Source organism: Pseudoxanthomonas wuyuanensis, from assembly GCF_900215535.1.
Classification (GTDB): Bacteria; Pseudomonadota; Gammaproteobacteria; order Xanthomonadales; family Xanthomonadaceae; genus Pseudoxanthomonas_A; species Pseudoxanthomonas_A wuyuanensis.
This window is the reverse complement of the sequence record NZ_OCND01000006.1, coordinates 169,206-190,300: the sequence shown is the minus strand read 5'-3', so window position 1 is coordinate 190,300 and position 21,095 is coordinate 169,206. Positions and strand designations below refer to the sequence as shown.

The 21,095-nt window shown below is 67.5% G+C and carries 21 protein-coding genes; 10 read left to right on the top strand and 11 right to left on the bottom strand.

From position 1 onward, the window contains the following. The first annotated feature begins 224 nt into the window (after window positions 1-224). Window positions 225-791, top strand: a complete 567-nt coding sequence (dcd, locus tag CRO39_RS13480) for a dCTP deaminase (protein ID WP_097122470.1) — start codon at window positions 225-227, stop codon at window positions 789-791. A gap of 49 nt (window positions 792-840) precedes the next feature. Here the strand turns inward: dcd and CRO39_RS13475 are convergent, their stop codons facing one another. From CRO39_RS13475 to greB, 5 genes are all read right to left on the bottom strand, one after another. After that, window positions 841-1,392 carry an RDD family protein gene (locus tag CRO39_RS13475; RefSeq protein WP_097122469.1) on the bottom strand — a complete coding sequence of 184 codons (552 nt, stop codon included), beginning with the start codon at window positions 1,390-1,392 and terminating at the stop codon, window positions 841-843. Between the two features lie 47 nt (window positions 1,393-1,439). Then, window positions 1,440-1,613 (bottom strand): LiaI-LiaF-like domain-containing protein, encoded by a 174-nt coding sequence (locus CRO39_RS20550; protein WP_097122468.1) that lies wholly within the window; start codon window positions 1,611-1,613, stop codon window positions 1,440-1,442. Window positions 1,614-1,641: 28 nt separating this feature from the next. Further along, window positions 1,642-2,049, bottom strand: a complete 408-nt coding sequence (locus CRO39_RS13465) for an HIT family protein (RefSeq protein WP_097122467.1) — start codon at window positions 2,047-2,049, stop codon at window positions 1,642-1,644. Continuing rightward, window positions 2,046-2,705 carry a dienelactone hydrolase family protein gene (locus tag CRO39_RS13460; RefSeq protein ID WP_097122466.1) on the bottom strand — a complete coding sequence of 220 codons (660 nt, stop codon included), beginning with the start codon at window positions 2,703-2,705 and terminating at the stop codon, window positions 2,046-2,048. Before CRO39_RS13460 ends, CRO39_RS13465 begins: the two co-directional genes overlap by 4 nt. Before the next feature lie 152 nt (window positions 2,706-2,857). Then, on the bottom strand, window positions 2,858-3,367 hold the full coding sequence (gene greB / locus CRO39_RS13455; RefSeq protein ID WP_097122465.1) for a transcription elongation factor GreB: 510 nt from the start codon (window positions 3,365-3,367) through the stop codon (window positions 2,858-2,860). 447 nt (window positions 3,368-3,814) lie between these two features. Here greB and CRO39_RS13450 point away from each other — a divergent pair, with 447 nt between their 5' ends. Next, window positions 3,815-5,272 (top strand): rhomboid family intramembrane serine protease, encoded by a 1,458-nt coding sequence (locus CRO39_RS13450; RefSeq protein WP_097122464.1) that lies wholly within the window; start codon window positions 3,815-3,817, stop codon window positions 5,270-5,272. Window positions 5,273-5,468: 196 nt separating this feature from the next. On the opposite strand, the gene CRO39_RS13445 is transcribed toward CRO39_RS13450, so the two are convergent. Then, window positions 5,469-6,743: a tetratricopeptide repeat protein gene (locus CRO39_RS13445; protein WP_097122463.1), complete on the bottom strand. Its 1,275-nt coding sequence runs from the start codon at window positions 6,741-6,743 to the stop codon at window positions 5,469-5,471. Window positions 6,744-6,995: 252 nt separating this feature from the next. Continuing rightward, a complete protein-coding gene (locus CRO39_RS13440) occupies window positions 6,996-8,498 on the bottom strand; it encodes a helicase HerA-like domain-containing protein (RefSeq protein ID WP_097122462.1) in 1,503 nt (500 codons plus the stop codon). A 186-nt stretch (window positions 8,499-8,684) separates the two neighbouring features. Between CRO39_RS13440 and CRO39_RS13435 the strand changes: the two genes are divergently transcribed. Then, window positions 8,685-10,256 carry a transglycosylase SLT domain-containing protein gene (locus CRO39_RS13435; protein WP_097122461.1) on the top strand — a complete coding sequence of 524 codons (1,572 nt, stop codon included), beginning with the start codon at window positions 8,685-8,687 and terminating at the stop codon, window positions 10,254-10,256. A gap of 30 nt (window positions 10,257-10,286) precedes the next feature. Here the strand turns inward: CRO39_RS13435 and CRO39_RS13430 are convergent, their stop codons facing one another. The 3 genes from CRO39_RS13430 to CRO39_RS13420 all read right to left on the bottom strand — a co-directional run bounded on the left by CRO39_RS13430 (window position 10,287) and on the right by CRO39_RS13420 (window position 12,254). Then, the gene (locus tag CRO39_RS13430; RefSeq protein WP_141400797.1) at window positions 10,287-10,598 is read right to left on the bottom strand and encodes a hypothetical protein; all 312 of its coding nucleotides are present in this window, start codon (window positions 10,596-10,598) and stop codon (window positions 10,287-10,289) included. A 106-nt stretch (window positions 10,599-10,704) separates the two neighbouring features. Beyond that, the gene (gene asd, locus CRO39_RS13425) at window positions 10,705-11,604 is read right to left on the bottom strand and encodes an archaetidylserine decarboxylase (RefSeq protein ID WP_097122459.1); all 900 of its coding nucleotides are present in this window, start codon (window positions 11,602-11,604) and stop codon (window positions 10,705-10,707) included. Further along, the gene (locus CRO39_RS13420) at window positions 11,601-12,254 is read right to left on the bottom strand and encodes an SCO family protein (protein ID WP_097122458.1); all 654 of its coding nucleotides are present in this window, start codon (window positions 12,252-12,254) and stop codon (window positions 11,601-11,603) included. The genes asd and CRO39_RS13420 overlap by 4 nt, the downstream gene beginning before the upstream one ends. Window positions 12,255-12,380: 126 nt before the next feature. Here CRO39_RS13420 and prmB point away from each other — a divergent pair, with 126 nt between their 5' ends. The 7 genes from prmB (at window position 12,381) to CRO39_RS13385 (ending at window position 20,134) form a co-directional block, all read left to right on the top strand. Next, a complete protein-coding gene (prmB, locus tag CRO39_RS13415; RefSeq protein WP_097122457.1) occupies window positions 12,381-13,310 on the top strand; it encodes a 50S ribosomal protein L3 N(5)-glutamine methyltransferase in 930 nt (309 codons plus the stop codon). 120 nt (window positions 13,311-13,430) lie between these two features. After that, window positions 13,431-14,549, top strand: coding sequence for a chorismate synthase (aroC, locus tag CRO39_RS13410; RefSeq protein ID WP_097122456.1), 1,119 nt, complete (start codon window positions 13,431-13,433; stop codon window positions 14,547-14,549). Beyond that, a complete protein-coding gene (locus tag CRO39_RS13405) occupies window positions 14,542-15,582 on the top strand; it encodes a 2-hydroxyacid dehydrogenase (RefSeq protein WP_097122455.1) in 1,041 nt (346 codons plus the stop codon). Before aroC ends, CRO39_RS13405 begins: the two co-directional genes overlap by 8 nt. A gap of 91 nt (window positions 15,583-15,673) precedes the next feature. After that, window positions 15,674-16,699: an aspartate-semialdehyde dehydrogenase gene (locus CRO39_RS13400; RefSeq protein WP_097122454.1), complete on the top strand. Its 1,026-nt coding sequence runs from the start codon at window positions 15,674-15,676 to the stop codon at window positions 16,697-16,699. A gap of 39 nt (window positions 16,700-16,738) precedes the next feature. Next, complete coding sequence (locus CRO39_RS13395) at window positions 16,739-18,463, top strand: motility hub landmark protein FimV (protein WP_484564823.1); 1,725 nt, start codon at window positions 16,739-16,741, stop codon at window positions 18,461-18,463. 21 nt (window positions 18,464-18,484) lie between these two features. Further along, the gene (gene truA, locus CRO39_RS13390; RefSeq protein ID WP_097122453.1) at window positions 18,485-19,294 is read left to right on the top strand and encodes a tRNA pseudouridine(38-40) synthase TruA; all 810 of its coding nucleotides are present in this window, start codon (window positions 18,485-18,487) and stop codon (window positions 19,292-19,294) included. A 198-nt stretch (window positions 19,295-19,492) separates the two neighbouring features. Next, the gene (locus CRO39_RS13385; protein ID WP_097122452.1) at window positions 19,493-20,134 is read left to right on the top strand and encodes a phosphoribosylanthranilate isomerase; all 642 of its coding nucleotides are present in this window, start codon (window positions 19,493-19,495) and stop codon (window positions 20,132-20,134) included. 30 nt (window positions 20,135-20,164) lie between these two features. Here CRO39_RS13385 and CRO39_RS13380 read toward each other — a convergent pair whose 3' ends face one another. After that, a complete protein-coding gene (locus CRO39_RS13380) occupies window positions 20,165-21,061 on the bottom strand; it encodes a LysR family transcriptional regulator (protein WP_097122451.1) in 897 nt (298 codons plus the stop codon). Window positions 21,062-21,095: the final 34 nt, after the last annotated feature.

Sequence of the window (21,095 nt, the reverse complement as noted above, 5' to 3'; positions counted from 1 at the left end):
AAGCGATTGATTCGTCGGGAACCGTTCCGGACAGGTGCCGGCCCGGTGATTTGAAAAACGCAGGACGCGCTTCTTTCAACAACCTGTTGGTGCTTCGCGCTTGGCACCCGGTGGAGAGCGGCCGGGCGAGCTCCGCTCTACAATGCGCATCGCCCCAGGCCATCGGGCCGGCCGGACACGAACCGGTCGGCGGTGGAGGCCCCCATCCAGAACCAGGACACTGCATGAGCATCAAGAGCGACCGTTGGATCCGCCGCATGGCCGAACAGCACGGCATGATCGAGCCGTACGAACCGGGGCAGGTCAAGCATGCCAACGGTGAACGCATCGTCAGCTACGGCACCTCCAGCTACGGCTACGACGTGCGCTGCTCGCGCGAGTTCAAGGTGTTCACCAACATCAATTCGACGATTGTCGACCCCAAGCATTTCGACAGCGGCAGCTTCGTCGATATCGAATCGGACGTCTGCATCATTCCGCCCAACAGCTTTGCGCTGGCGCGTACCGTGGAATACTTCCGCATCCCGCGCAGCACGTTGGTGGTCTGCCTGGGCAAGAGCACCTATGCCCGCTGCGGCATCATCGTCAACGTCACCCCGCTGGAACCGGAATGGGAAGGCCATGTGACGCTGGAGTTCAGCAACACCACGCCGCTGCCGGCGCGCATCTACGCCAATGAAGGCGTCGCGCAGATGCTGTTCTTCGAATCCGACGAAGTCTGCGAAACCAGTTACAAGGACCGCGGCGGCAAGTATCAGGGCCAGACCGGGGTGACTCTGCCGCGGACCTGAGCCTGCGTTGTGCCGGATGAAGTCCGTTCGGGCCGGGTTTTGGTCCGGCTCAACCGTTCGAACGGCCCAGCTTCACCACCTTCGTTCCGGCGACGTGATCGTGCAGGCAGCGCCGGTCCTTGCGCAGGATCAGCAACTGCTCCAGCAGCCCCGCGACCGCGCCCAGCGGCAGCACGCCCAGCAGCCACAGCGGCAGTTCGCGGGTCAGCACGATTCTGGCGAAACCGGCCTTGCGGCCGGATATGTCGACAATCCGCAGTCCCAGCACCGCCTTGCCCAGCGTCTGCTGGCGGAGGAACAACAGCGGCCCCTGCAGCAGCAGGAATACCGCAAAACCCAGCACTTGGTCGGGTATCGCGCCGGGTTGCAGGATTGCCTGCATCAGGTCGGAGGGAACTTCTGCGCTGCCGCTTGGCGCCGAGGGATCGAACCCCGTCCAGCGCGCGACCGCCCAGCCGGTGAAACCCCAGGCGGCAATAACCAGCAGGGAATCCAGCAGGTAGGCCAGCAATCTTTGCCAGCGCGGCGCCAGCGGTTGCTCGCTGGCGGGCCCGGCCTGCAGCGGTGCGGCGGGCGGGCGATAGGGATTCAGCGCTTGCATCCGCCGTACCCGAGAATCTCTCCCAGGCGCTCCATCGCGGCGCCCGGTTACTTGCCGCTCCGGTCCTTGAACAGCAGGCTGATGCCGACCAGGACCAGAATCGCCGGCCACCAGGTGGAAATCAGCTTGCCCAGGCTCAGGTTGGTCAGGCCCAGGTTGTTGAGCAGGAACAGCGTGCCGATGACGATCAGGACCAGGGCGGGAATCAGGTTGGCTTTCATGGAGATCCGGTTGGTGTTGGTAGCCGCGCTATCGTAGTTGCTGGCGGAGGTTTTCGACATGGCGCGCGAGATCCTGGTCCGGGTAGGGCTCCGCGCGGCCGTGGCCCCATACCGGTCCGGGCCAGGCCGCATCGCCCTCATGGCGCGCCACCAGATGGATGTGCAATTGCCGCACGATGTTGCCCAGGGCGCCGATATTGAGCTTGCTCGTGCCCGGCCCGGAACGCAGCAGCGCGCCGACCTGGTTGATTTCCGCCAGCAGCAGGCGCTGCTGGCCGCCGTCCAGATCCAGCCATTCCACCGCCCCGTCCACGCGCGGCACCAGCAGCAGCCAGCGGTAACGGGCATCGTTCATCAGCCGCACCTGCGAGAGCGGTCCGTCGGCGACGAAAACGCTGTCGGTGGCCAGCCGCGGGTCGAGCTGGAAGCCGCTCATGCCAGATGCCTGGCGAAGAATTCCAGCGTGCGTTCGCGCGCCAGTCCGGCGCTGACCGGCTCATAGTCGGCGCGCGCATCGCAACTGAAACCGTGCCCGGCCGGGTAGGTGTAAACATCCATCTGCGGCAGCAGATCGCGGTGCTGCTGTACCGCTTCGGCAGGGATGGACTTGTCGTACTCGCCGAAATGGAACATCACCGGCGCTTTCGCCGGTTCGCGAAGGAACGGCACATTGCGCGCGCCGTAGTAGCTCACCGAGGGCAGACCCAGCCGCAGCGCCGCCAGCAACGCGACCGTGCCGCCCCAGCAATAGCCGACCGTGCCGACCTTGCCTTCGCCGGCCAGCGCATTGGCGGCGCTGGCTGTGATGGATTGCGCGGCCTCCAGTCCCAGCTGCGCGATCAGTTCGCGGCCCCTGGCGATACCGGCATCGTCGTAGTCCAGTTCCACACCGGATTCGATGGCGTCGAAATAGGCCGGCGCCAGCGCGACATAACCGGCGGCGGCGAAGCCCTCGGCCACATCGCGGATGTGGCGGTTGACGCCGAAGATCTCCTGCACCACGACCAGGGCGCCGCGCGCCGGTTGTGCTGGCTCGGCTTTCCAGGCGGAAATCTGGCCGTGCGGGGTGTCGATGCGGATCCAATATCCCATGGGAGTCTCCTGATGCAGGTGCAAGCACTGTTCGAATTCGGTCGCGGACGCAGCCCGCTGGCGCGGGGCGGAGCGCAGAAGGCGCAGTGTACGCACGGGCACATGAGCGACCGGGCAATGCATGCGTCAGGTGGCTGCGCCGCGCACCGGCCTCAGCCGCCCGGATCGTAGCTGACCGCGACGATCGCCAAGCGGGTGGCACCGCCGGGGAGGCTGGCTTCGATTTCGTCGTCAAGCCGCTTTTTCAGCAAAGCGCGCGCCAGCGGCGAATCGATGCTGATGTAGCCGCGCGGGGCGTCGGTTTCGTCCGGGCCGACGATGCGATAACGGGCCAGTTCGCCGGTGGCGATGTTCTCCACTTCCACCCAGGCGCCGAAGAATACCGCTTCCGGATCCGAGGGGGCGGTCTCGACCACCCGCAGGCTTTCCAGACGCTTGCTCAGGTAGCGCACGCGGCGGTCGATTTCGCCCAACTGCTTCTTGCGGTAGGTGTATTCGGCATTCTCCGAGCGGTCGCCTTCGGCTGCGGCCGCGGCCAGCGCCCGGACCACCTCCGGACGTTTGAGCCGCCACAGCTCATCCAGTTCGGATTTCAACAGGGCGTGGCCTTCGCGGGTGATCAGCGCGGTGCTTTTTTCTGCGGGGGGGCGCCAGCGGCTCATCGGGTATTCCTGGAAACTGCGGACCGGGATGGGGTCGTGATCTTAGAGCGTGTTATGAACTTTGGGATGAGATGCGTTGCGCGTCAGCGCCGTTGCAGCAAGGCGTCCGGCGCCGTCCTTGGGTGGTGCCCAAGGCAAGCCGGGCAACGCGACTGCGGCAGCGGCCTTCGCACTCACCCCAAAGGCCATAACACGCTCTAGTGAACCGCCCAGCAGGCCGTCGCTGCTCCTGCGGTAGCGGCTTCGGTTGCGACCAGGTGCGGCATGGGCATCGCGGCTGTAGCTGCTAACGCACAACCTGCCATCCCGGGGCCGGCTCGATGGAAGGCATTGTGGCATTTCCGCGCCGCAACCCAGGGGGCTGCGCGCTTGCAAGCGCCGCGGCAATCGCCGAAGCTGCGCCGGACAGGGGCCGCCAAAGACCCTGACCGACACGGAGGTCCGTCCATGCTGATCCTGCCGCTGCACAAGCCGCTGACGCTCGAAAACTTGCCGCTGGCGACGATGCTGCTGGTGCTGGTCAATGTCGTGGTGTTTTTCGGTTTCCAATCAGGCGACCGGGATGCTCTGGCCGAGGCGCAGCGTTATTACGTCGAGTCGGGCCTGGGCCGCTACGAGGCGCCTGCTTACGTGCGCTACCTGCAAAACGCCGGCCGCGGCGATGAAGCCGCCGAACTGGCGGAGCTGCCGGAGAAGCGGCGCATCGTCCAGGTGGGCCAGGCGACGTTGACCGATGTCCGTTTCATCGACGCGCTGCAGGGCGGGACGCTGTTTGCCGATCCGGATGCAGCGCAGGCCTGGCGGCCGCTGCGCGCCGGCTACGACCGACTGCTGGGCAACGTCTTTCGCCTACGCTATGTGCAGCGAAGTTCCGAGTGGTCGCCGTTGCGGATGCTGTCTTCGGCATTCCTGCATGGCGATGCGATGCACCTGATCGGCAACATGATCTTCCTGCTTGCGCTGGGGGTGCTGCTGGAAGGGGCGATCGGTCCATTCCGGTTCCTGGGCGTCTACCTGCTGGGCGCCTTCGGCGCCAGCGCGGCCAGCCTGGCCTGGCGTTGGGGCGATGCCAGTAGCGGGCTGGGCGCGTCCGGCGCGGTCGCCGCGCTGATGGGCGCGTTCTGCGTGGTCTGGGGGCGCCAGCCGGTGCGCTTTTTCTACTGGTTCGGTGTGGTCTTCGATTACGTCAAGGCACCGGCGATCTGGCTGCTGCCGGCGTGGCTGGGCTGGGAGGTCTACAACCTGTGGACCAACGGCGAGGCCGGCATCGGTTTCGATGCGCATGCCGGAGGCCTGGTTTGCGGCGCGCTGACCGGCGCGCTGCTGGTGATGACCGGGCAGTTGCGGCGGGACTATATCGAGGACGCCGGCGTGATTGCCGAAGCCAGGGATGACCGTTGGGAACGCGCGCAACGGCATCTGGGACGGATGGAGAACCGGCAGGCCGAAGCGCTGCTGGATGAACTGGCCGGCGAGCGCCCGCACGATTTCGACATCGCCATGGCGCGCTACCGCGCGGCCCGCAACGAGGGCAGAGCGCAGATGGCGGCGCAGCGCGCCATGGACGTGCTGCGGCTGCAGGCCGGCGATCCGGCGCAGGTGCGGGCGCAGCAGGTACTTGTCGGCGAACTGGCCGGTTCCGGTGCGCTGGCGGCCGATGTGCAGGAGGGGCTGGTTGCGCGCTGGATCGAGCTGGGACAGCTGCAGTCGGCCGAGGCATTGCTGACCCAGGCCGGAGGCGAGTTGCCACGCGCCGACCAGGCCCGGCAATGGTTCCGGCTGGCGCTGGGCTATGGCACGCAGCGCGACGATGAACAGCGCGCCCGCGTATTGCGCGATGTCGCCGCGCGCTATCCGGACCTGCCGCAGGCCGAGAAAGCGCGCTTCCTGCTGGACAATGCCTGACGGCGGGCGCTTGCGCCGCAAACCGCCGGTGCGCCGTCTCTCCTTGGGTCTGGTTCTCTGCTGCCTGCGGCAAATCGGGGGTTCTGCAGGCTTGCAGACGCGCTCGCGGCTGGTCGCTGACTTGTGAAGCCGCGGCTGCGGTTGCGCGGGCAGGCCTTGCGGCGGATTCGCGCCAGGATCCTGGCAGAGCGGCGCATTACATCGGCACGGCAAGCGCCTTCAGTGCGGTTTCCAGCTTGCCGCGCTGTTCTTGGTCCTCGCAGCGCGTCAGCGCCTGTTCCAGCAGTTGCCGGGCCTCGTCGTCGCGGCCGAAGCGCTCGGCCAGCAGCAATGCCGCGTCCAACGACCACTTCGCGGCCGCCGGCGATTTCGGCCAGGCCTGGAGCATGGCGCGCAGGATATCGGTTGTAAGTTGGAACTGGCCGGCCAGCCTGGCGCGCTCGGCCAGCTCTTCGCCCTGTTCGGGCAGCAGCGGGACGAAGGCCGAATCGGCGTCCAGCGCCTCGCGCAACAGCGCCAGTGCGCGATGCCCCTGTTTCTCGGCCAGCAGCCGGCCGATGTACTGGCGGGTGTGTTCGTGCAGTTCCTTGGTCCGTCCGCTGCTGCGCAGCAGGCGCTGATAGAGCTCCAGGACCGGCAGGCCGACCAGGCGCGAGCGCACTTCCGCGCGCAATATCTCGAGCGCGGTATCGGCCTGGCCCTCGCGGACGAAGTGTCCGGCTTCGTCGAGCAGGCGCTGATCCGGAGCGTGCCGCTCGGGCAGCCGTTCGTAATGGCTGCCGGGCTCGTAGCCCAGATCCTCGTGGTACTGGTAGACCAGATAGCCCATCAGGTGGAAGGCGGCAAACAGACCCCACAGGCTGACCATGGTGACCGCAAGATCGCCGACGAAGGGTGGCAGGAACTGGTGCACCCAACTGCTGGCGGTCAGGGCGCTGGCCTGGATCACGAACAGCAGCCCGAATGCGGCCAGGTAGGGCCAGCCGATGCGCAGCGCCAACGTCAGCGAGGTGGCCGGGTTGAGCGCCTGGCGCAGGCTGCCGTCCATGGCCAGCGAGATCAGGCAGCCAGGCTGCAGGAATACCACCAGCAGCAACGCCAGCAGTCCTGCGGTCGGCCCGGCGAAGACCGCCACCAGCACCACCGCGATCGCGAGCAGGATGGTCAACGCCAGCAACCGCAGCACGGTGCCGTCACCGGTACCCAGCGCATGTTCGGGCGAGTCCATGTGGCCGTCGGCGGTGTGGCGAAGGATGTCGAAGCTGTATTTGTAGGCCGCCAGCCAGGTGAGGATGGCGATGATCCAGCCCACCACCGGCACTATCGTCAGCAGACTGCACAGGGTCAGCGCAATCATCGAGTACAGCGCCGGTCCGCGCAGCGGGTAGAAGGCGATGGCGCGCAGGCGCTGCCAGAATGGTTCGGGAGCGGAAGTTGCGCGCCCCATATGGGCGCGATAACGGTCGTCCATGACAAGTCCCCTGGATGCCGACGTATGGCGATGGGGCGATTGTGCTGGTGCAGGCACGGCTTGCGCAATCGTCCAGGAGGTTATGCGCTTGCTCTGGGATCAATCGACCGAAGGAAAAACCTTGCAGGAGCGACGTGAGTCGCGATGAGGCTTTACCGGTAGCGCTTCATCGCGACTCGCCGATGCCGGCATGCCGGCACCACTCCTGCAGGGAAAGGTCCCCGGCAATCGGAGACGAACAAAGAATACGGACTACTTCCGGCCGCCGAATATCCCGCCCATGATGCCGCGCAGGATCTGCCGGCCCAACTGGTTGCCGACCGTGCGTGCGGTCTGCTTGGCCATGGTTTCCACCATGCCCTGGCGCCGTTTGGTGCCGAACACGGCATCCTTGACCGCCTGGCCGAAGCCGCCGGCATTCGGATCGTCCTTCTCGGTTCTGGCCGCGGGCGCGTTGGCGGATTGCATCGCGTTTTCCGCGCGCCGGGCCAGCATCTCGGTGGCCGAGTCGCGATTGACCGGGTTGTCGTACTTGTGGCCGATCGGGCTGCCGGCACGCACCTGCGCGCGCTCGGCTTCGCTGATGGCGCCCATGCGGCATCGCGGCGGCGATACCAGGGTCCGCTGCACCGGCGATGGCACGCCTTTGTCCTGCAATGTCGACACCAGCGCTTCGCCGGTGCCCAGTTGCGAAATCGCCTGCGCCACGTCCAGCTTGGGATTGGGCACGAAGGTCTGCGCCGCGGTCCTGACCGCTTTCTGGTCGCGCGGGGTGAACGCGCGCAGCGCGTGCTGCACCCGGTTGCCCAACTGGCCCAGGATGTTGTCCGGCACGTCGTCGGGGAACTGCGAACAGAAGTACACGCCCACGCCCTTGGAACGGATCAGCCGCACCACCTGTTCGATGCGCTGCTGCAGCGCCGGCGGCGCATCGCCGAACAGCAGGTGGGCCTCGTCGAACACGAACACCAGCTTGGGCTTGTCCAGATCGCCGACTTCCGGCAGCGTCTCGAACAGCTCCGACAACAGCCACAGCAGGAAACTGGAATACAGCCGCGGCTTCAGAATCAGCTGGTCGGCCGCCAGGATGCCGATCACCCCGCGTCCGTCGGTATGGGTGCGCATCAGATCGGACAGTTCCAGCGCCGGTTCGCCGAAGAAGTTCTCCCCGCCTTCCTGCTCCAGCCGCAGCAACGCGCGCTGGATGGCACCCACCGACTGCGTGCTGACCAGGCCGTATTCGGTGGAGATGTCCTTGCGTTCGGCCGCCACCAGGCCCAGCAGCGCGCGCAGATCGTCGAGATCCAGCAACAGCAGGCCGCGGTCGTCGGCCAGCTTGAACACGATGTCGAGTACGCCGGACTGGGTATCGTTCAGCTCCAGGATGCGCGAGAGCAGGGTCGGCCCCATTTCGCTGACGGTGGTGCGCACCGGGTGGCCCAGCTTGCCGTACAGGTCCCAGAACAGCACCGGACTGGCGGCGGGCGCATAGTCGCCGATACCGATGCTGGCGGCGCGCTGCAGGACCTTCTCGTTGCCGTCGCCGGCCACCGCCAATCCGGCGACATCGCCCTTCACGTCGGCGACGAATACCGGTACGCCCAGCCGCGAAAATCCTTCCGCCAGCGTCATCAGCGTGACTGTCTTGCCGGTGCCGGTGGCGCCTGCCACCAGTCCGTGGCGATTGCCGAACTTCGGCTGCAGGGTGACGGGAATGTCGTCGGTAAGGCCTTTGCCGAGCAGGATCGGATCCATGATGTCTCTCGTGGGTGGATGGCGGGATTCTAGAGCGTGTCGCGAACTTTGGGGCATTCCATTCTCGGTCCACGGCGCGCGCTTGCGATTGAAGTTGTCCGCGGGGTAACCGTTGTTGCCGCGCGGCTTGCCCCGCGTATCGCCGCGGGGCTAACCTGCCCGACTCTGTTGTCTAGTTGTGGACTGATGTTCTTCTTCGACAAAAAAACCGCCGCATGGCCATGGCTGGCCTTCCTTTCGTTGCTGCTGATGGCGCCGCCGGCGCTGGCGCAACGGGTATCGGCCCGCGACCGGGCCGCCGCCGAGGCGCTGGAGCAGCGCATGGCTGCGGCGGAAAAGCGCTACCGCGACGCGCTGGTGCTGACCGCCAACAGCGATCCCAAGGGGCAGGCCGAGAGCGATCAGGCGCTGGAGGACATGGAGGACGTGCTGGACGCCTGCCTGCAGCAGCGCGGTTGCCAGGTGCATACGCTGCTGTCCGCCTACAAACGCCTGCTGAAGCAGAATGTCGACGCCGAGTCTTCGGCCTCGGAAGAACAGGGCGATGTCGATCTGCTGGATGATGGTACCGACCACGCTGTCGTTGCCGCGCAGATTCCCGAAGCGGCACGCGCGGCGGCGCTGCTCAACGACCAGCGCCACGCCTTCGACCGCATGGTCGAATACAACCCGGCCGTGCAGGCTTCGATCCGGCGTTGGCTGACGGACATGCGGGTAGCGCTGATCACCAGCTATGAGAACTACCAGTACATGCGCGCGGAGATGTGGCCCTCGTGGGAACGCAACGGCCTGCCCGAAGCGTTGCTGTTCGGCATCATGGCCAAGGAGTCCAACGGCCGCGTGCACGCCAGTTCGCGCGCCGGTGCCGCCGGGCCGATGCAGTTCATGCCGGCCACCGGTCGGCGCTTCGGACTGGGGCCGGACGGCACCGGCTTCGATACCCGTTTCGACCCGCGCGCCGCCGGCCTGGCCAGCGCCGAGTACATCAACGAGCGCATGCGCTTTCTCAACAACAACATCGAGTTTTCGCTGGCCGCCTACAACGGTGGCGAAGGGCGGGCGCAGCGCGTCTACAACCAGTATCCGGGCCGCGGCTTCTGGGACGAGGTGGTCTACAACCAGTTTCCCGGCGAAACCAAGGACTACGTGCCGATGGTCATCGCCGCGGCCTGGTTGTTCCTGCATCCCAAGCAGTACGGGCTGGAGTTTCCGAAGGTCGAGGCGCAGCCGGCCACGTTCAAGCTGGCCAAGTCGGCGTCCATCTATGAGCTGACCATCTGCCTGGGCAACGGCGGCACCCGCGACGGCTATATGCGCGCGCTGCGCAACCTCAATCCGCGCTACGAAGCCGAGACCTGGATTCCCGCCGGCACCACGCTCAACGGCACCAGCCGCATCGCCAACCTGTACAACCGCCACTGCGTCAGCGGCCCGCGCGCGGATCTGGCGCGCACGCTGGTGACCGCGGATCTGAATGCCGCAATCACCCGCGGCTCGTTCAATCCGAATGTGGCGGTGGGCGACGTGACCCCGGTGGCGGGGGTGCCGACCACGGTCGCCTCCGGCACGCCGGAGCCGGCCAAGCCGAAGGCCAAGCAGGCGCGGGAATACCGCATCGCCAAGGGCGACACGCTGGGCCGGGTTGCGCAGCGGTTCCAGTGCGATCTGAAACAGCTGGCGCGGGCCAACGGCCTCAGGGCGCCTGGCTACAGCGTCCGCCAGGGCCAGACGATCCGGCTGGAGAGTTGCAGGAAGTAGCGCTAGCCAGGGTGGGGCGGGCGCTTACGCTCAGCGGCAGGCTGCCGGCGTCCGTGGCGCCAGCAGCCGCACGCACAGGGCGAAGGTCGCGCTGCACACCAGCAGCGGCCACGCGGCATTGTGCAGCGCGTGCAGCCAAAGCGATGGGGTGCTGAACGTGCTCCATGCGGCGACGCGGACGCTGAATTCGTACACGTCCAGCAGCAGCCAGTAGCCGGTCATCGTCGCGCTGACCAGCAGCGTTTGCCAGGCCGGCGGCAGGCGCCGGCCCCAGAACCAGGCCATTGCCGCCAGCGGCATTGCAGGCAGGCACAGCCAGGGCAGGTAGGCCCAGGGCGACACGCCGGGATCGGCCGCCGACGGAGCTTCCGGGCTGGCCCAGACGAGTTGGATTGCGGTGGCGATGGCGGCGGCTACAGCTACGGCTGTAGCGAAAGCGCCGGAGCAATCAGCGCGTCGCAACGCGTCCGGGCCCTTCCGCCAAGTGCGGCTTTGAGACGAGATGCGCCAACGCCTGCCCCAACCGTACCGGCGATTCTGCACGCAACTGCGGCACCAATTCCGCCACACCCGGCGGCAACAGAATGATCACCGTCGATCCGTAATTGAACCTCGCCATCTCGGCAAACCTTTCCAGGACGATGTTCTTGCCGCGGTAGTCCTTGCGGCTGATGCGGTCGCCATAGGCCGGGATTTCCACCCCGCTCCAGACCGTCTCCACACCCGAAACCAGCAACGCACCCACCATCACCGAGGCCATCGGCCCGAAATCGGTATCGAAATGGCAGACCAGCCGCTCATTGCGGGCGAACAGCCGCGGCACATGGGCGACCGCCGCGGTGCCCACGCTGAACAGCCGGCCAGGAACATGCACGGTTTCGCGCAGCGTGCCGGTCCACGGCATGTGGACCCGGTGGTAGTCGCGCGGGGACAGATAGACGGTGGCGAACAGGCCGCCTTCGAACGCCTGTGCGCTCTGCGCATCGCCCAGCAGTTCGGCCGCGCTGAAAGACTGTCCCTTGGCCTGGAAAATCCGGCCCGGGTCGCCGTCCTGGCCAATGCGGCCGCACTGGCTGACATGGCCGTCGGCCGGCATCAGCAGGGCGCGCGGGTCGGGGTCGGCAACGCGCGCGCCAGGCTTCAGGGCGCGGGTGAAGAAGGCGTTGAAAGTAGGGTAGGCGCTGGCATCCGGTTCTGCGGCCTCGGACAAATCCACGCCGAAACGCCGCGTCACCGTGTCGATCAGCCATTGTTTGAGCCGCGGCGAGGCCGAATACGCCAACCGCCGCGCCAGCGACGACAGCAGACGGTGCGGCAACGCGTAGGTCAGCGTGGTCGCCAAACTCATTTCTGCGCCGCCTCGGTCAGCATGGCCATGTCTTCGGCGATGGCCTTGGGCTGGAACGGCGGCCGGATCAACCCGGCCAGCCGGCCCTGCGGATCCAGCACCGCGATCGCCGAGGAATGGTCCATGCTGTAGTCCTGCGGGTTCTGATCGAAGGTCTTGCCCGGCACCTTCATGAAGACAAAACCCAGCGATCTGGCGAAGTTTTCCAGCGCCGGCACATCGGCGGTGGCGGCGATGGTGTCGGGATGGAAGGCATGGGCGTATTCGCCGATGCGGGTCGGCGTGTCGCGTTCGGGATCGACCGATACGAATACCACCTGCGGCCGCACCGAATCGGCAAGGCCGGACCATTGCGCTTGCGCCTGGGCCAGTTCGGCCAGCGTGGTCGGGCAGATGTCGGGGCAGAACGTGAAGCCCAGGAACACCAGGTTCCAGTGGCCGTTGAGCTCCCCCGAGGTCAACTGGGTGCCATCGGACTGCCGTAGCGAGAACGGCGGCAGCGGCCGTGCCTGTGGGAACAGCGTCACGGTCTGGGTCTGCGGCCATTGCGCGGCGGGTGCGGCCGGGCCGAAGAACTTCTGCGCGGCCAGCAGGCCCAGGCCGGCGGCCAGCGCCAGGACGAGGATGATGCCGGTTTTCTTGTTGAACATGGGGACGGTTCCAACGCGGGAGTGCCTGTGGCCGCAATCGCGACCAGGCCGGAAGCCGTACATGATACCGGCGCGCACCCTATAATCGGGTGCCCCAACGACGGGCCGCTCCCCACAAGCCTTGCCATGACTGCCGAAGCAGCCGCTGAACTGCACACGATTATCGACCTGATCCGCTACGGCGCCAGCCGTTTCAACGCGGCCGGCCTGACCTTCGGCCACAGCTACGACAACGCCCTGGACGAGGCCACGCAACTGGTGCTGCATGCGCTGCATCTGCCGCCGGACCTGGGGCCGGCCTATGGCCAGGCCCGCGTCACCAGCGCGGAAAAAGCCGAAATCCTGCAGTTGTTCCGCCGCCGTATCGATGAGCGCATCCCGATCGCCTACCTGACCGGGGAGGCATGGTTTGCCGGCCTGAACTTCAAGAGCGATGCGCGCGCGCTGGTGCCGCGTTCGCCGATCGCCGAGCTGATCGAATCGGGGTTCGAACCGTGGTTGGGCGGGCGGGAGGTCAATCACGCGCTGGATCTGTGCACCGGTTCGGGCTGCATCGCCATCGCGATGGGCCACTACAATCCGGATTGGCAGGTCGACGGCGTGGACATCAGCGACGATGCGCTGGCGCTGGCTGCCGACAACAAGGAGCGCCTGCACGCCGACAACGTGCATCTGATCAAGTCGGACCTGTTTGCCGGACTGGGCGGCAGGCACTACCAGTTGATCGTCAGCAACCCGCCTTACGTCACCAATGACGAGACCGATGCGCTGCCGCAGGAGTACTCCTACGAGCCGGAACTGGGGCTGCGCGCCGGCGACGACGGCCTGGACCTGGTGCTGAAGATCCTGCGCGACGCGCCGCTGCACCTGAGCCAGGACGGCCTGTTGATCTGCGAGGTCGGCGAATCCGAGCGCGCGCTGGTCGAACTGCTGCCGGACGTGGAATTCGCCTGGATCGAATTCAAGGTCGGGCAGATGGGGGTGTTCGCGGTTGAGTGCGCCGAACTGATCCATCACAACGCGCGCATCCGCGAACTGGCCGATGCGCGAAAATGAAGCGCAGCGTCCCATTGTCGAGCGCACGCACGCCCTTGTAGCGCCGAGCTCGCTCGGCAGGCCCCTCCCGGGATCTCCCCGGAACAGCGGAGCAAACTCCGCTCCACGCGAGAACCAGCCTTGAGCAGCAACAGTTTCGGAAAACTCCTCACCGTCACCACGTTCGGCGAATCGCACGGGCCGGCGATCGGCTGCGTGGTCGACGGCTGCCCGCCAGGGCTGGAAATCGCAGCCGAAGAATTCGCCCACGACCTGCAGCGCCGCGCCACCGGCAAAAGCCGCCATACCTCGGCGCGGCGCGAGGCCGACGAGGTCGAGATCCTGTCCGGCGTCTATGAAGGCCGCACCACCGGCACGCCGATCGCGCTGCTGATCCGCAACACCGATCAGCGCAGCAAGGATTACGCCAACATCGCCCAGCAGTTCCGCCCCGGCCATGCCGATTACAGCTACTGGCAGAAGTACGGCATCCGCGATCCGCGCGGCGGCGGGCGTTCGTCCGCCCGCGAGACCACCATGCGGGTGGCCGCCGGCGTCATCGCCAAGAAATGGTTGGCCCAGCGCTACGGCGTACGCGTGCGCGGCTACCTGGCGCAACTGGGCGAAATCGCTCCGCAAGGTTTCGACTGGAACGCCGTCGAGGACAACCCGTTCTTCTGGCCGGTAGCCGAGCAGGTCCCTGAGCTGGAAAGCTACATGGACGCGCTGCGCAAATCCGGCGATTCCATCGGTGCGCGCGTGAACGTGGTTGCCGACGGCGTGCCGGCCGGCTGGGGCGAACCGATCTACGGCAAGCTCGACGGCGAACTGGCTGCCGCGCTGATGAGCATCAATGCGGTCAAGGGCGTGGAAATCGGCGACGGCTTTGCCGCGGTGACCCAGAAGGGCACCGAACACCGCGACCTGATGACCCCGCAGGGCTTTCTGTCCAACCATGCCGGCGGGATTCTTGGCGGCATCGCCACCGGCCAGCAGATCACCGCCTCGATCGTGCTCAAGCCGACCTCCAGCCTGCGCCTGCCGGGGCAGACCGTCGATGCCGGCGGCCAGCCGGTCGAGGTGGTCACCACCGGCCGCCACGATCCTTGCGTCGGCATCCGCGCCACGCCCATCGCCGAGGCGATGATGGCGCTGGTGCTGATGGATCAGGCGCTGCGGCATCGCGCCCAATGCGGCGATGTCGGCCAGGTGCCGCCACGGATTCCAGGCGACGTGCGTCCCGGGCAGGCCGATGGCTGAACCGCGCCCGCGCGTGTGGGTATCGCAACCGCTGTTCGACGATATCGTCGAACGGCTGGGCGAATACTGCCAGGTGACCGCTGCTGCCGAGGTCGCCGAGTATTCGCCTGCGCAGATCGCCGCAGCGCTGGCCGGGGCCGACGGCGCGCTGGTGACGCTCAATGAACGCATCGGCGCGGCCGAGATTGCCGCAGCGGCGCGCTTGCGCGTCATCGCCAATGTCGGCGTCGGCTACAACAATCTGGATATCGGCGCGCTCAATGCGGCCGGCATCCTGGCCACCAACACCCCGGATGTGCTGACCGAAACCACCGCCGACTTCGGTTTCGCGCTGCTGATGGCCACCGCCCGCCGCATCACCGAGGCCGAGCGCTGGCTGCGCGAAGGCCACTGGCAGCAATGGTCGTTCAGCACGATGCTGGGCGCCGATCTGCACGGCAGCACGCTCGGCATCCTGGGCATGGGCCGGATAGGCCAGGGCATCGCGCGGCGCGCGGCCGGTTTCGACATGCGGGTGCTGTACCACAACCGCAGCCGCCTGCCGCAGGACACCGAACGCGAATGCCGCGCGGCGTATGTCGGTTTCGACGAACTGCTGGCGCAATCCGATCATCTGCTGCTGGTGCTGCCGTATTCGCTGCAGAGCCACCACATCATCGATGCCGCGGCGCTGGCGCAGATGAAGCCGACCGCGACGCTGGTCAACATCGCCCGCGGCGGTCTCGTCGACGAGCCGGCGCTGGCCGATGCGCTGGCCGGCGGGCGCCTGGCCGCCGCCGGGCTGGATGTCTACGAAGGCGAGCCGGCGGTGATTCCGGAACTGCTGGCGCTGCGCAACGTGGTGCTGACCCCGCATATCGCCAGCGCCAGCCTGGCCACGCGCCGGGCAATGGTGTCGCTGGCGGTGGACAATCTGATCGCCGCGCTTGGCTTCGGCGCCGATGCCGGCCGCCCGCCCACGCCCGTCAATGCCGCCGCGCTGGCGGCCGCCGGCAACGCCGCCATCGGCAAAACCGCTGCGATTAAACGGTAGGGAGCCTCAGGCGCGTCCTGAGGTTCCCCGAACACAGCCCCCGCAATCCGTCTGTCGTTCTTTTCTACCTTTTTTCGAATCAGAAACCCTCATGAGCAATTCCAACCGTAGCTTCACCGTCGCGGTCGTCGGCGCCACCGGCGCCGTCGGCGAAACCATGCTGAACATCCTGGCCGAACGCGCGTTTCCGGTCGGCAAGCTGATCGCGCTGGCGTCGGCGCGATCGGCCGGCGGCACCGTCGAGTTCGCCGGCGAAAAAATCGACGTGCAGGACCTGGCCACCTTCGACCCGGCCGGCGTCGATATCGCGCTGTTCTCGGCCGGCGGCAGCGTGTCCAAGGAGTACGCGCCCAAGTTCGCCGCCGCCGGCGCGGTGGTGATCGACAATTCCTCGGCCTTCCGCTACGACGACGACGTGCCGCTGGTGGTCAGCGAGGTCAATCCCGAGCAGGCGCAGAACCGGCCGCGCGGCATCATCGCCAACCCCAACTGCTCGACCATGCAGATGCTGGTGGCGCTGGGACCGATCCACCGCGAATACGGCATCGAACGCATCAACGTGGCGACCTACCAGTCGGTGTCCGGCGGCGGCCGCTCGGCCCTGGAAGAGCTGGGCCGCCAGACCGGTGCGCTGTTGAACTTCCAGGATCCGGACCCGCAGCGTTTCCCGGTGCAGATCGCGTTCAATCTGATCCCGCACATCGACGACTTCCTGGACAATGGTTTCACCAAGGAAGAGATGAAGCTGGTCTGGGAAACCCGCAAGATCCTCGGCGACGACAGCATCCAGGTCAATCCGACCGCGGTGCGCGTCCCGGTGTTCTACGGCCATTCCGAGGCGGTGGCGATCGAGACCCGGAAGAAGATCACGCCGGAGCAGGCGCGCGCGCTGCTGGAATCGTCCCCTGGCGTGGAAGTGGTGGACGAACGCGTGCCCGGCGGTTACCCGACCCCGGTCACCCACGCCTCCGGCAACGACGCCGTTTACGTGGGCCGTATCCGCGAGGATTTCTCGCATCCGCGCGGGCTCAACCTGTGGATCGTGTCGGACAATATCCGCAAGGGCGCGGCGCTCAATGCCGTGCAACTGGCGGAACTGGTGGCTAAAAACGGTTAAACGGCTATATTCGTGGCCGGGAAAGGACGGGGGCAAGCGGTGACGCTTACGGCAAGACAACGATGGCAGGGCCTGGCGGGACTGCTGCTGACGCTGGTCAGCAGCGCCGCGTTCGCGCTGGGACTGGGCGAAATCCGGGTCAAGTCGCAGCCGGGACAGCCGTTGCTGGCCGAAATCCCCATCATTTCCAACGAACCGGGCGAGCTGGAGCAGTTGAATGCCCGGCTCGCCTCTCCGGTCACCTTCGAGCGCGTCGGCCTGCCGCGCCCGCAGGGACTGGTCAACGACCTGAACTTCGCGGTCGCGCTGGACGATTCCGGCCGGCCGGTCATCCGCGTCACCAGCAATGCGCCGGTGGATGTGCCGGCGCTCAACTTCCTGATCGAGGTCGATTGGGGGCAGGGACGGCTGGTGCGCGAATACTCGGCCCTGGTCAGCGCGCCCGGCGCTGTCGCTGCGGCCGTCCAGCCCATTATCGATGCGCCGGTCGCTGCGCCCACCGACATCATCGTCCGTGCGCCGGAAACCCCGGCGGTGGCGAGCGAACTCCCCGCCGAACCGCCCGCCCAACCTGCCGAAGCCGCGCCGGCCACACCTGCAGCGCCAGCTGCACCCGCTGCTGCCGTTGCCGCCCAGCCCGCGCCGCGGCCCGTGCCTTCAGGCGAACCCGCGCCGGTGCGCCGTGGCCAGACCCTGTCGCAGATCGCCCGCGATCTGCGGCCGCCAGGCTACAGCCTGGACCAGACCATGATCGCGCTGCTGCGCGCCAATCCCGAAGCCTTCATCAACGGCAACATCAACCTGCTCAAGCAGGGGGCGGTGCTGCGGATGCCGCAGAGCGAGGAACTGGCGCAACTGGGCGCCGCCGAGGCCTCGGCGCTGGTGCGCACGCAGATCGCCGAATGGCGGCAGGCGCGCCGGCCGATTCCGCAACCGGCGGCGATCGCCGATATGCCGGCCAGCGCCGGTGCCGCGGCGCAGCCGGCCGTGGCCGATGCGCGGCTGGAAATTTCACCGCCGGCCGCGGGCGCGGCGACTCAGGCAGGAACACAGTCCGGCAACAGCGCCGGCGGCGAGGGCGACATGCTGGCGAACGCATCATTGCAACAGACCCAGGAAGATCTGGCCGCGCGCGAGAGCGAAGTGCAGGAATTGCGCGCGCAGGTGGCCGAACTGGAGAAGCTGCAGCAACAGCAGCAGAAGCTGATCGCAATGAAGGACAGCGATCTGGCCGCTGCCCAGCAGCGGCTGGCGGAAACCCAGGGCGGGGCCGGCACGCCGCTGTGGCTCTGGGCCGGCTTCGCCCTGCTGCTGCTCGGCGCATTGGCCTGGGGGCTGGCGCAGCGCCGCCAGCGCCTGGCGCCGTCCACCGCGCCGCGCCGGCCGGTGTTCGACAGCGCGGCGCTGGCTGCCGCGGTGCCCGCCACTGCGGCGGCAGGCAAGGCTTCGGAAACCGCAGCGCCTGCCGCCGAGCCGGAAGCGCCCGCCGCGCAGCCGCCGCAGGCGGCGTTGTTCGGCGCCGGGCCGGCGGCGCCCGCTCCAGCGCCAGCCGTGGCCAAGCCCACCTGGCACTCCGGCGACGGCGCCGCCCATGTCGCGCCGCTGAATCCGGCACCGGCCGGTCGCGAGCGGCTGGAACTGGCGGTCGCCTATCTGGATCTGGGCGACGTGGTCACCGCCAGGGATCTGTTGAACGAAGTCGTGGCTGGCGGCGATGCCGGCGCCCGCGACGAAGCCCTGCAACTGCTGCGCGAGATCGGCTGAGGCCATGCCGGATTCGCGCTGATGCGGTATGCGCTGGGAGTCGAATACGACGGCGGCGGCTTTCTGGGCTGGCAGCGGCTGAGCAAGCCCGGTTCGGACGATGAAAGCACGGTGCAATCGGTACTCGAGCGCGCGCTGTCGTTCGTCGCCAACGCGCCGGTAGAAACCGTCTGCGCCGGCCGCACCGATGCGGGCGTGCACGCGCAATGCCAGGTCGTGCATTTCGACAGCGGCGCCCGCCGCGACCCGCGCGGCTGGATGCTGGGCGCCACCTCGCGGCTGCCGGCCTCGGTTTGCGTGCGCTGGTGCCAGCCGGTGGCGGATGACTTCCATGCCCGGTTTTCCGCGCGCGCCCGCCGCTACCGCTATGCCATCCTCAACCGCGCGGTGCGTCCGGCGCTGGGGCGCCAGTACCTGAGCTGGGAGCGCCTGCCGCTGGATGCCGATGCGATGCACCGCGCTGCGCAATCGCTGCTGGGGGAACATGATTTCAGCGCCTTCCGCACAGTGCATTGCCAGGCTCCGCATGCCCGCCGCAACCTGCAGGCCATAGCGGTGCGCCGCGACGGCGAACAGGTAATCGTGACGGTGCAGGCCAATGCCTTCCTGCACCATATGGTGCGCAATATCGTCGGCTCGCTGCTGCTGGTCGGACGCGGCGAACAGCCTGAGGACTGGATGGCGCAGCTGCTGGCCGGCCGCGACCGCACCGTCGCCGGCCCGACCGCGCCGCCGGACGGGCTGGTGTTCGTCAGCCCGCTGTACCCGCCGCAGTGGCGGCTGCCTGCCGAAGTGACGCTGGGAGCTGACCACACCGCCCCATCCCTGTAGGAGCGGCCTGTAGGAGCGACGTAAGTCGCGATGGAGCTTTACCGGCAATCTGTCGCGACTCACGTCGCTCCTACAGAGAGGTGCACGCGCGCGATGCCATCCCTGGCCTGTAGTGGCGAAAGAGCCCGTACAGCCACGTAAGAGGTTACGCTCTACGCCGCCTTCCGCCTTCCGCCTTCCGCCTTCCGCCTTCCGTCCATGTCCCGCACCCGCATCAAATTCTGTGGCCTGACCCGCGCCGAGGACGTCCGCCTTGCGGTGGAGCTGGGGGTGGACTACATCGGCCTGGTGTTCGCGCCGCACAGTCCGCGCCGGTTGCTGCTGGGGCAGGCGAGGATGCTGCGCGAGCTGGTGCCCGAGGAAATCGCGGTGGTGGCGCTGGCGATGGACAACAACAGCGGGGAAATCGAAGGCATTCTAGAGAACGTGCAACCGGATCTGCTGCAATTCCATGGCGCCGAGGACGACGACTTCTGCGCCTCGTTCGGAAAGCCATTCTTCAAGGCCATCGCGATGGGCGGCGAGGCCGAAAGCGCTTTCTCCCGCCTGGCCCAGTTCCCGTCCGCTGCCGGTTTCCTGTTCGATGGCCATGCCGCTGGCGAGCAGGGCGGCAGCGGCAGGCGGTTCGACTGGCGGCAAATGCCGCAGGCGCTGGAAAAACCATTTCTGCTGGCGGGTGGACTGTCCGCGGCCAATGTCGGCGTCGCCATCCGCACTGCGCGGCCCTGGGGCGTGGACGTGTCCAGCGGCATCGAGTCCTCGCCCGGAGTGAAAGACCCGGAAACCATGCGCAGTTTTGTCGAAGCGGTGCGCCGCGCCGATGCGAACCCGCCTGCCTGAACCCGCTGGGACGACGTTGCCGGACGCGCCCTAGGGCGCGTCCGCCAGTTCCCGCCGCAGCCATTCGGCCAGCAGGCCGATGCGCGGGTCGGTCGCGCGCTTGGGTGCGCATAGCGCCCAGACGCCGTCGGTGCCGGCGAACCCCCAGGGCGCCAGCAGGCGGCCGGCGGCCAGATCCGCGCTGACCAGCTGTTGCGGTGCGATGGCCACCCCCATGCCCGCCACCGCCGCCTCCAGCAGGTAGTACAGATGATCGAAACCGGTGCCGTAGCGCAATGCCGCCGGGTCCAGGCCGTGGCGCCGCGCCCAGTCCGGCCATGCCTGCGGGCGCGAGGCGGTATGCAGCAGCGCTTCGTCCAGCAACGCGGCTGGTCGACCCTGTTGCAGCGATGCCAGCCCGGCATAGCGCGGACTGACGACCGGGCCGATCCGTTCGCCGGCCAGTTCGTGCACCTGCCAGTCGGCCGGCCAGGGGCGCTTGCCCAGCAGCAGCGCAGCGTCCAGTCCCGGCAACTGCGGGTCGAATCCGCCTTCCTGCGCGGACAGGTGCAGGGTCAGCTGCGGCAGATCGCGCGCCAGCCGGTCCAGCCGCGGAATCATCCAGCGTGCCAGCACGCTGCCGGGGCAGCCCAGTACCAATGCTGCCGGTGCCGCGCCGCGGCGCAGTTCGGCCGCCGCGCTGTGGATGCGCGCAAACGCGGCGCCCGCGGCCTCCTGCAACTGTTCGCCGGCCCGGGTCAGGCGCAGGCCGCGACCGGCGCGGGCGAACAGCGCCAACCCCAGATCGTCCTCGAGCAGCTTGATCTGGCGGCTGATCGCGCCATGGGTGACATGCAGTTCGATGGCGGCCCGGCTGAGGCTGCCGAGCCGGGCGGCGGCTTCGAAGGCGCGCAGGGCATTGAGCGGGGGCAGGGCGGGGGCAGTCATCTGTGATATTTCCTGACAGGTTGTGTCAAATCTT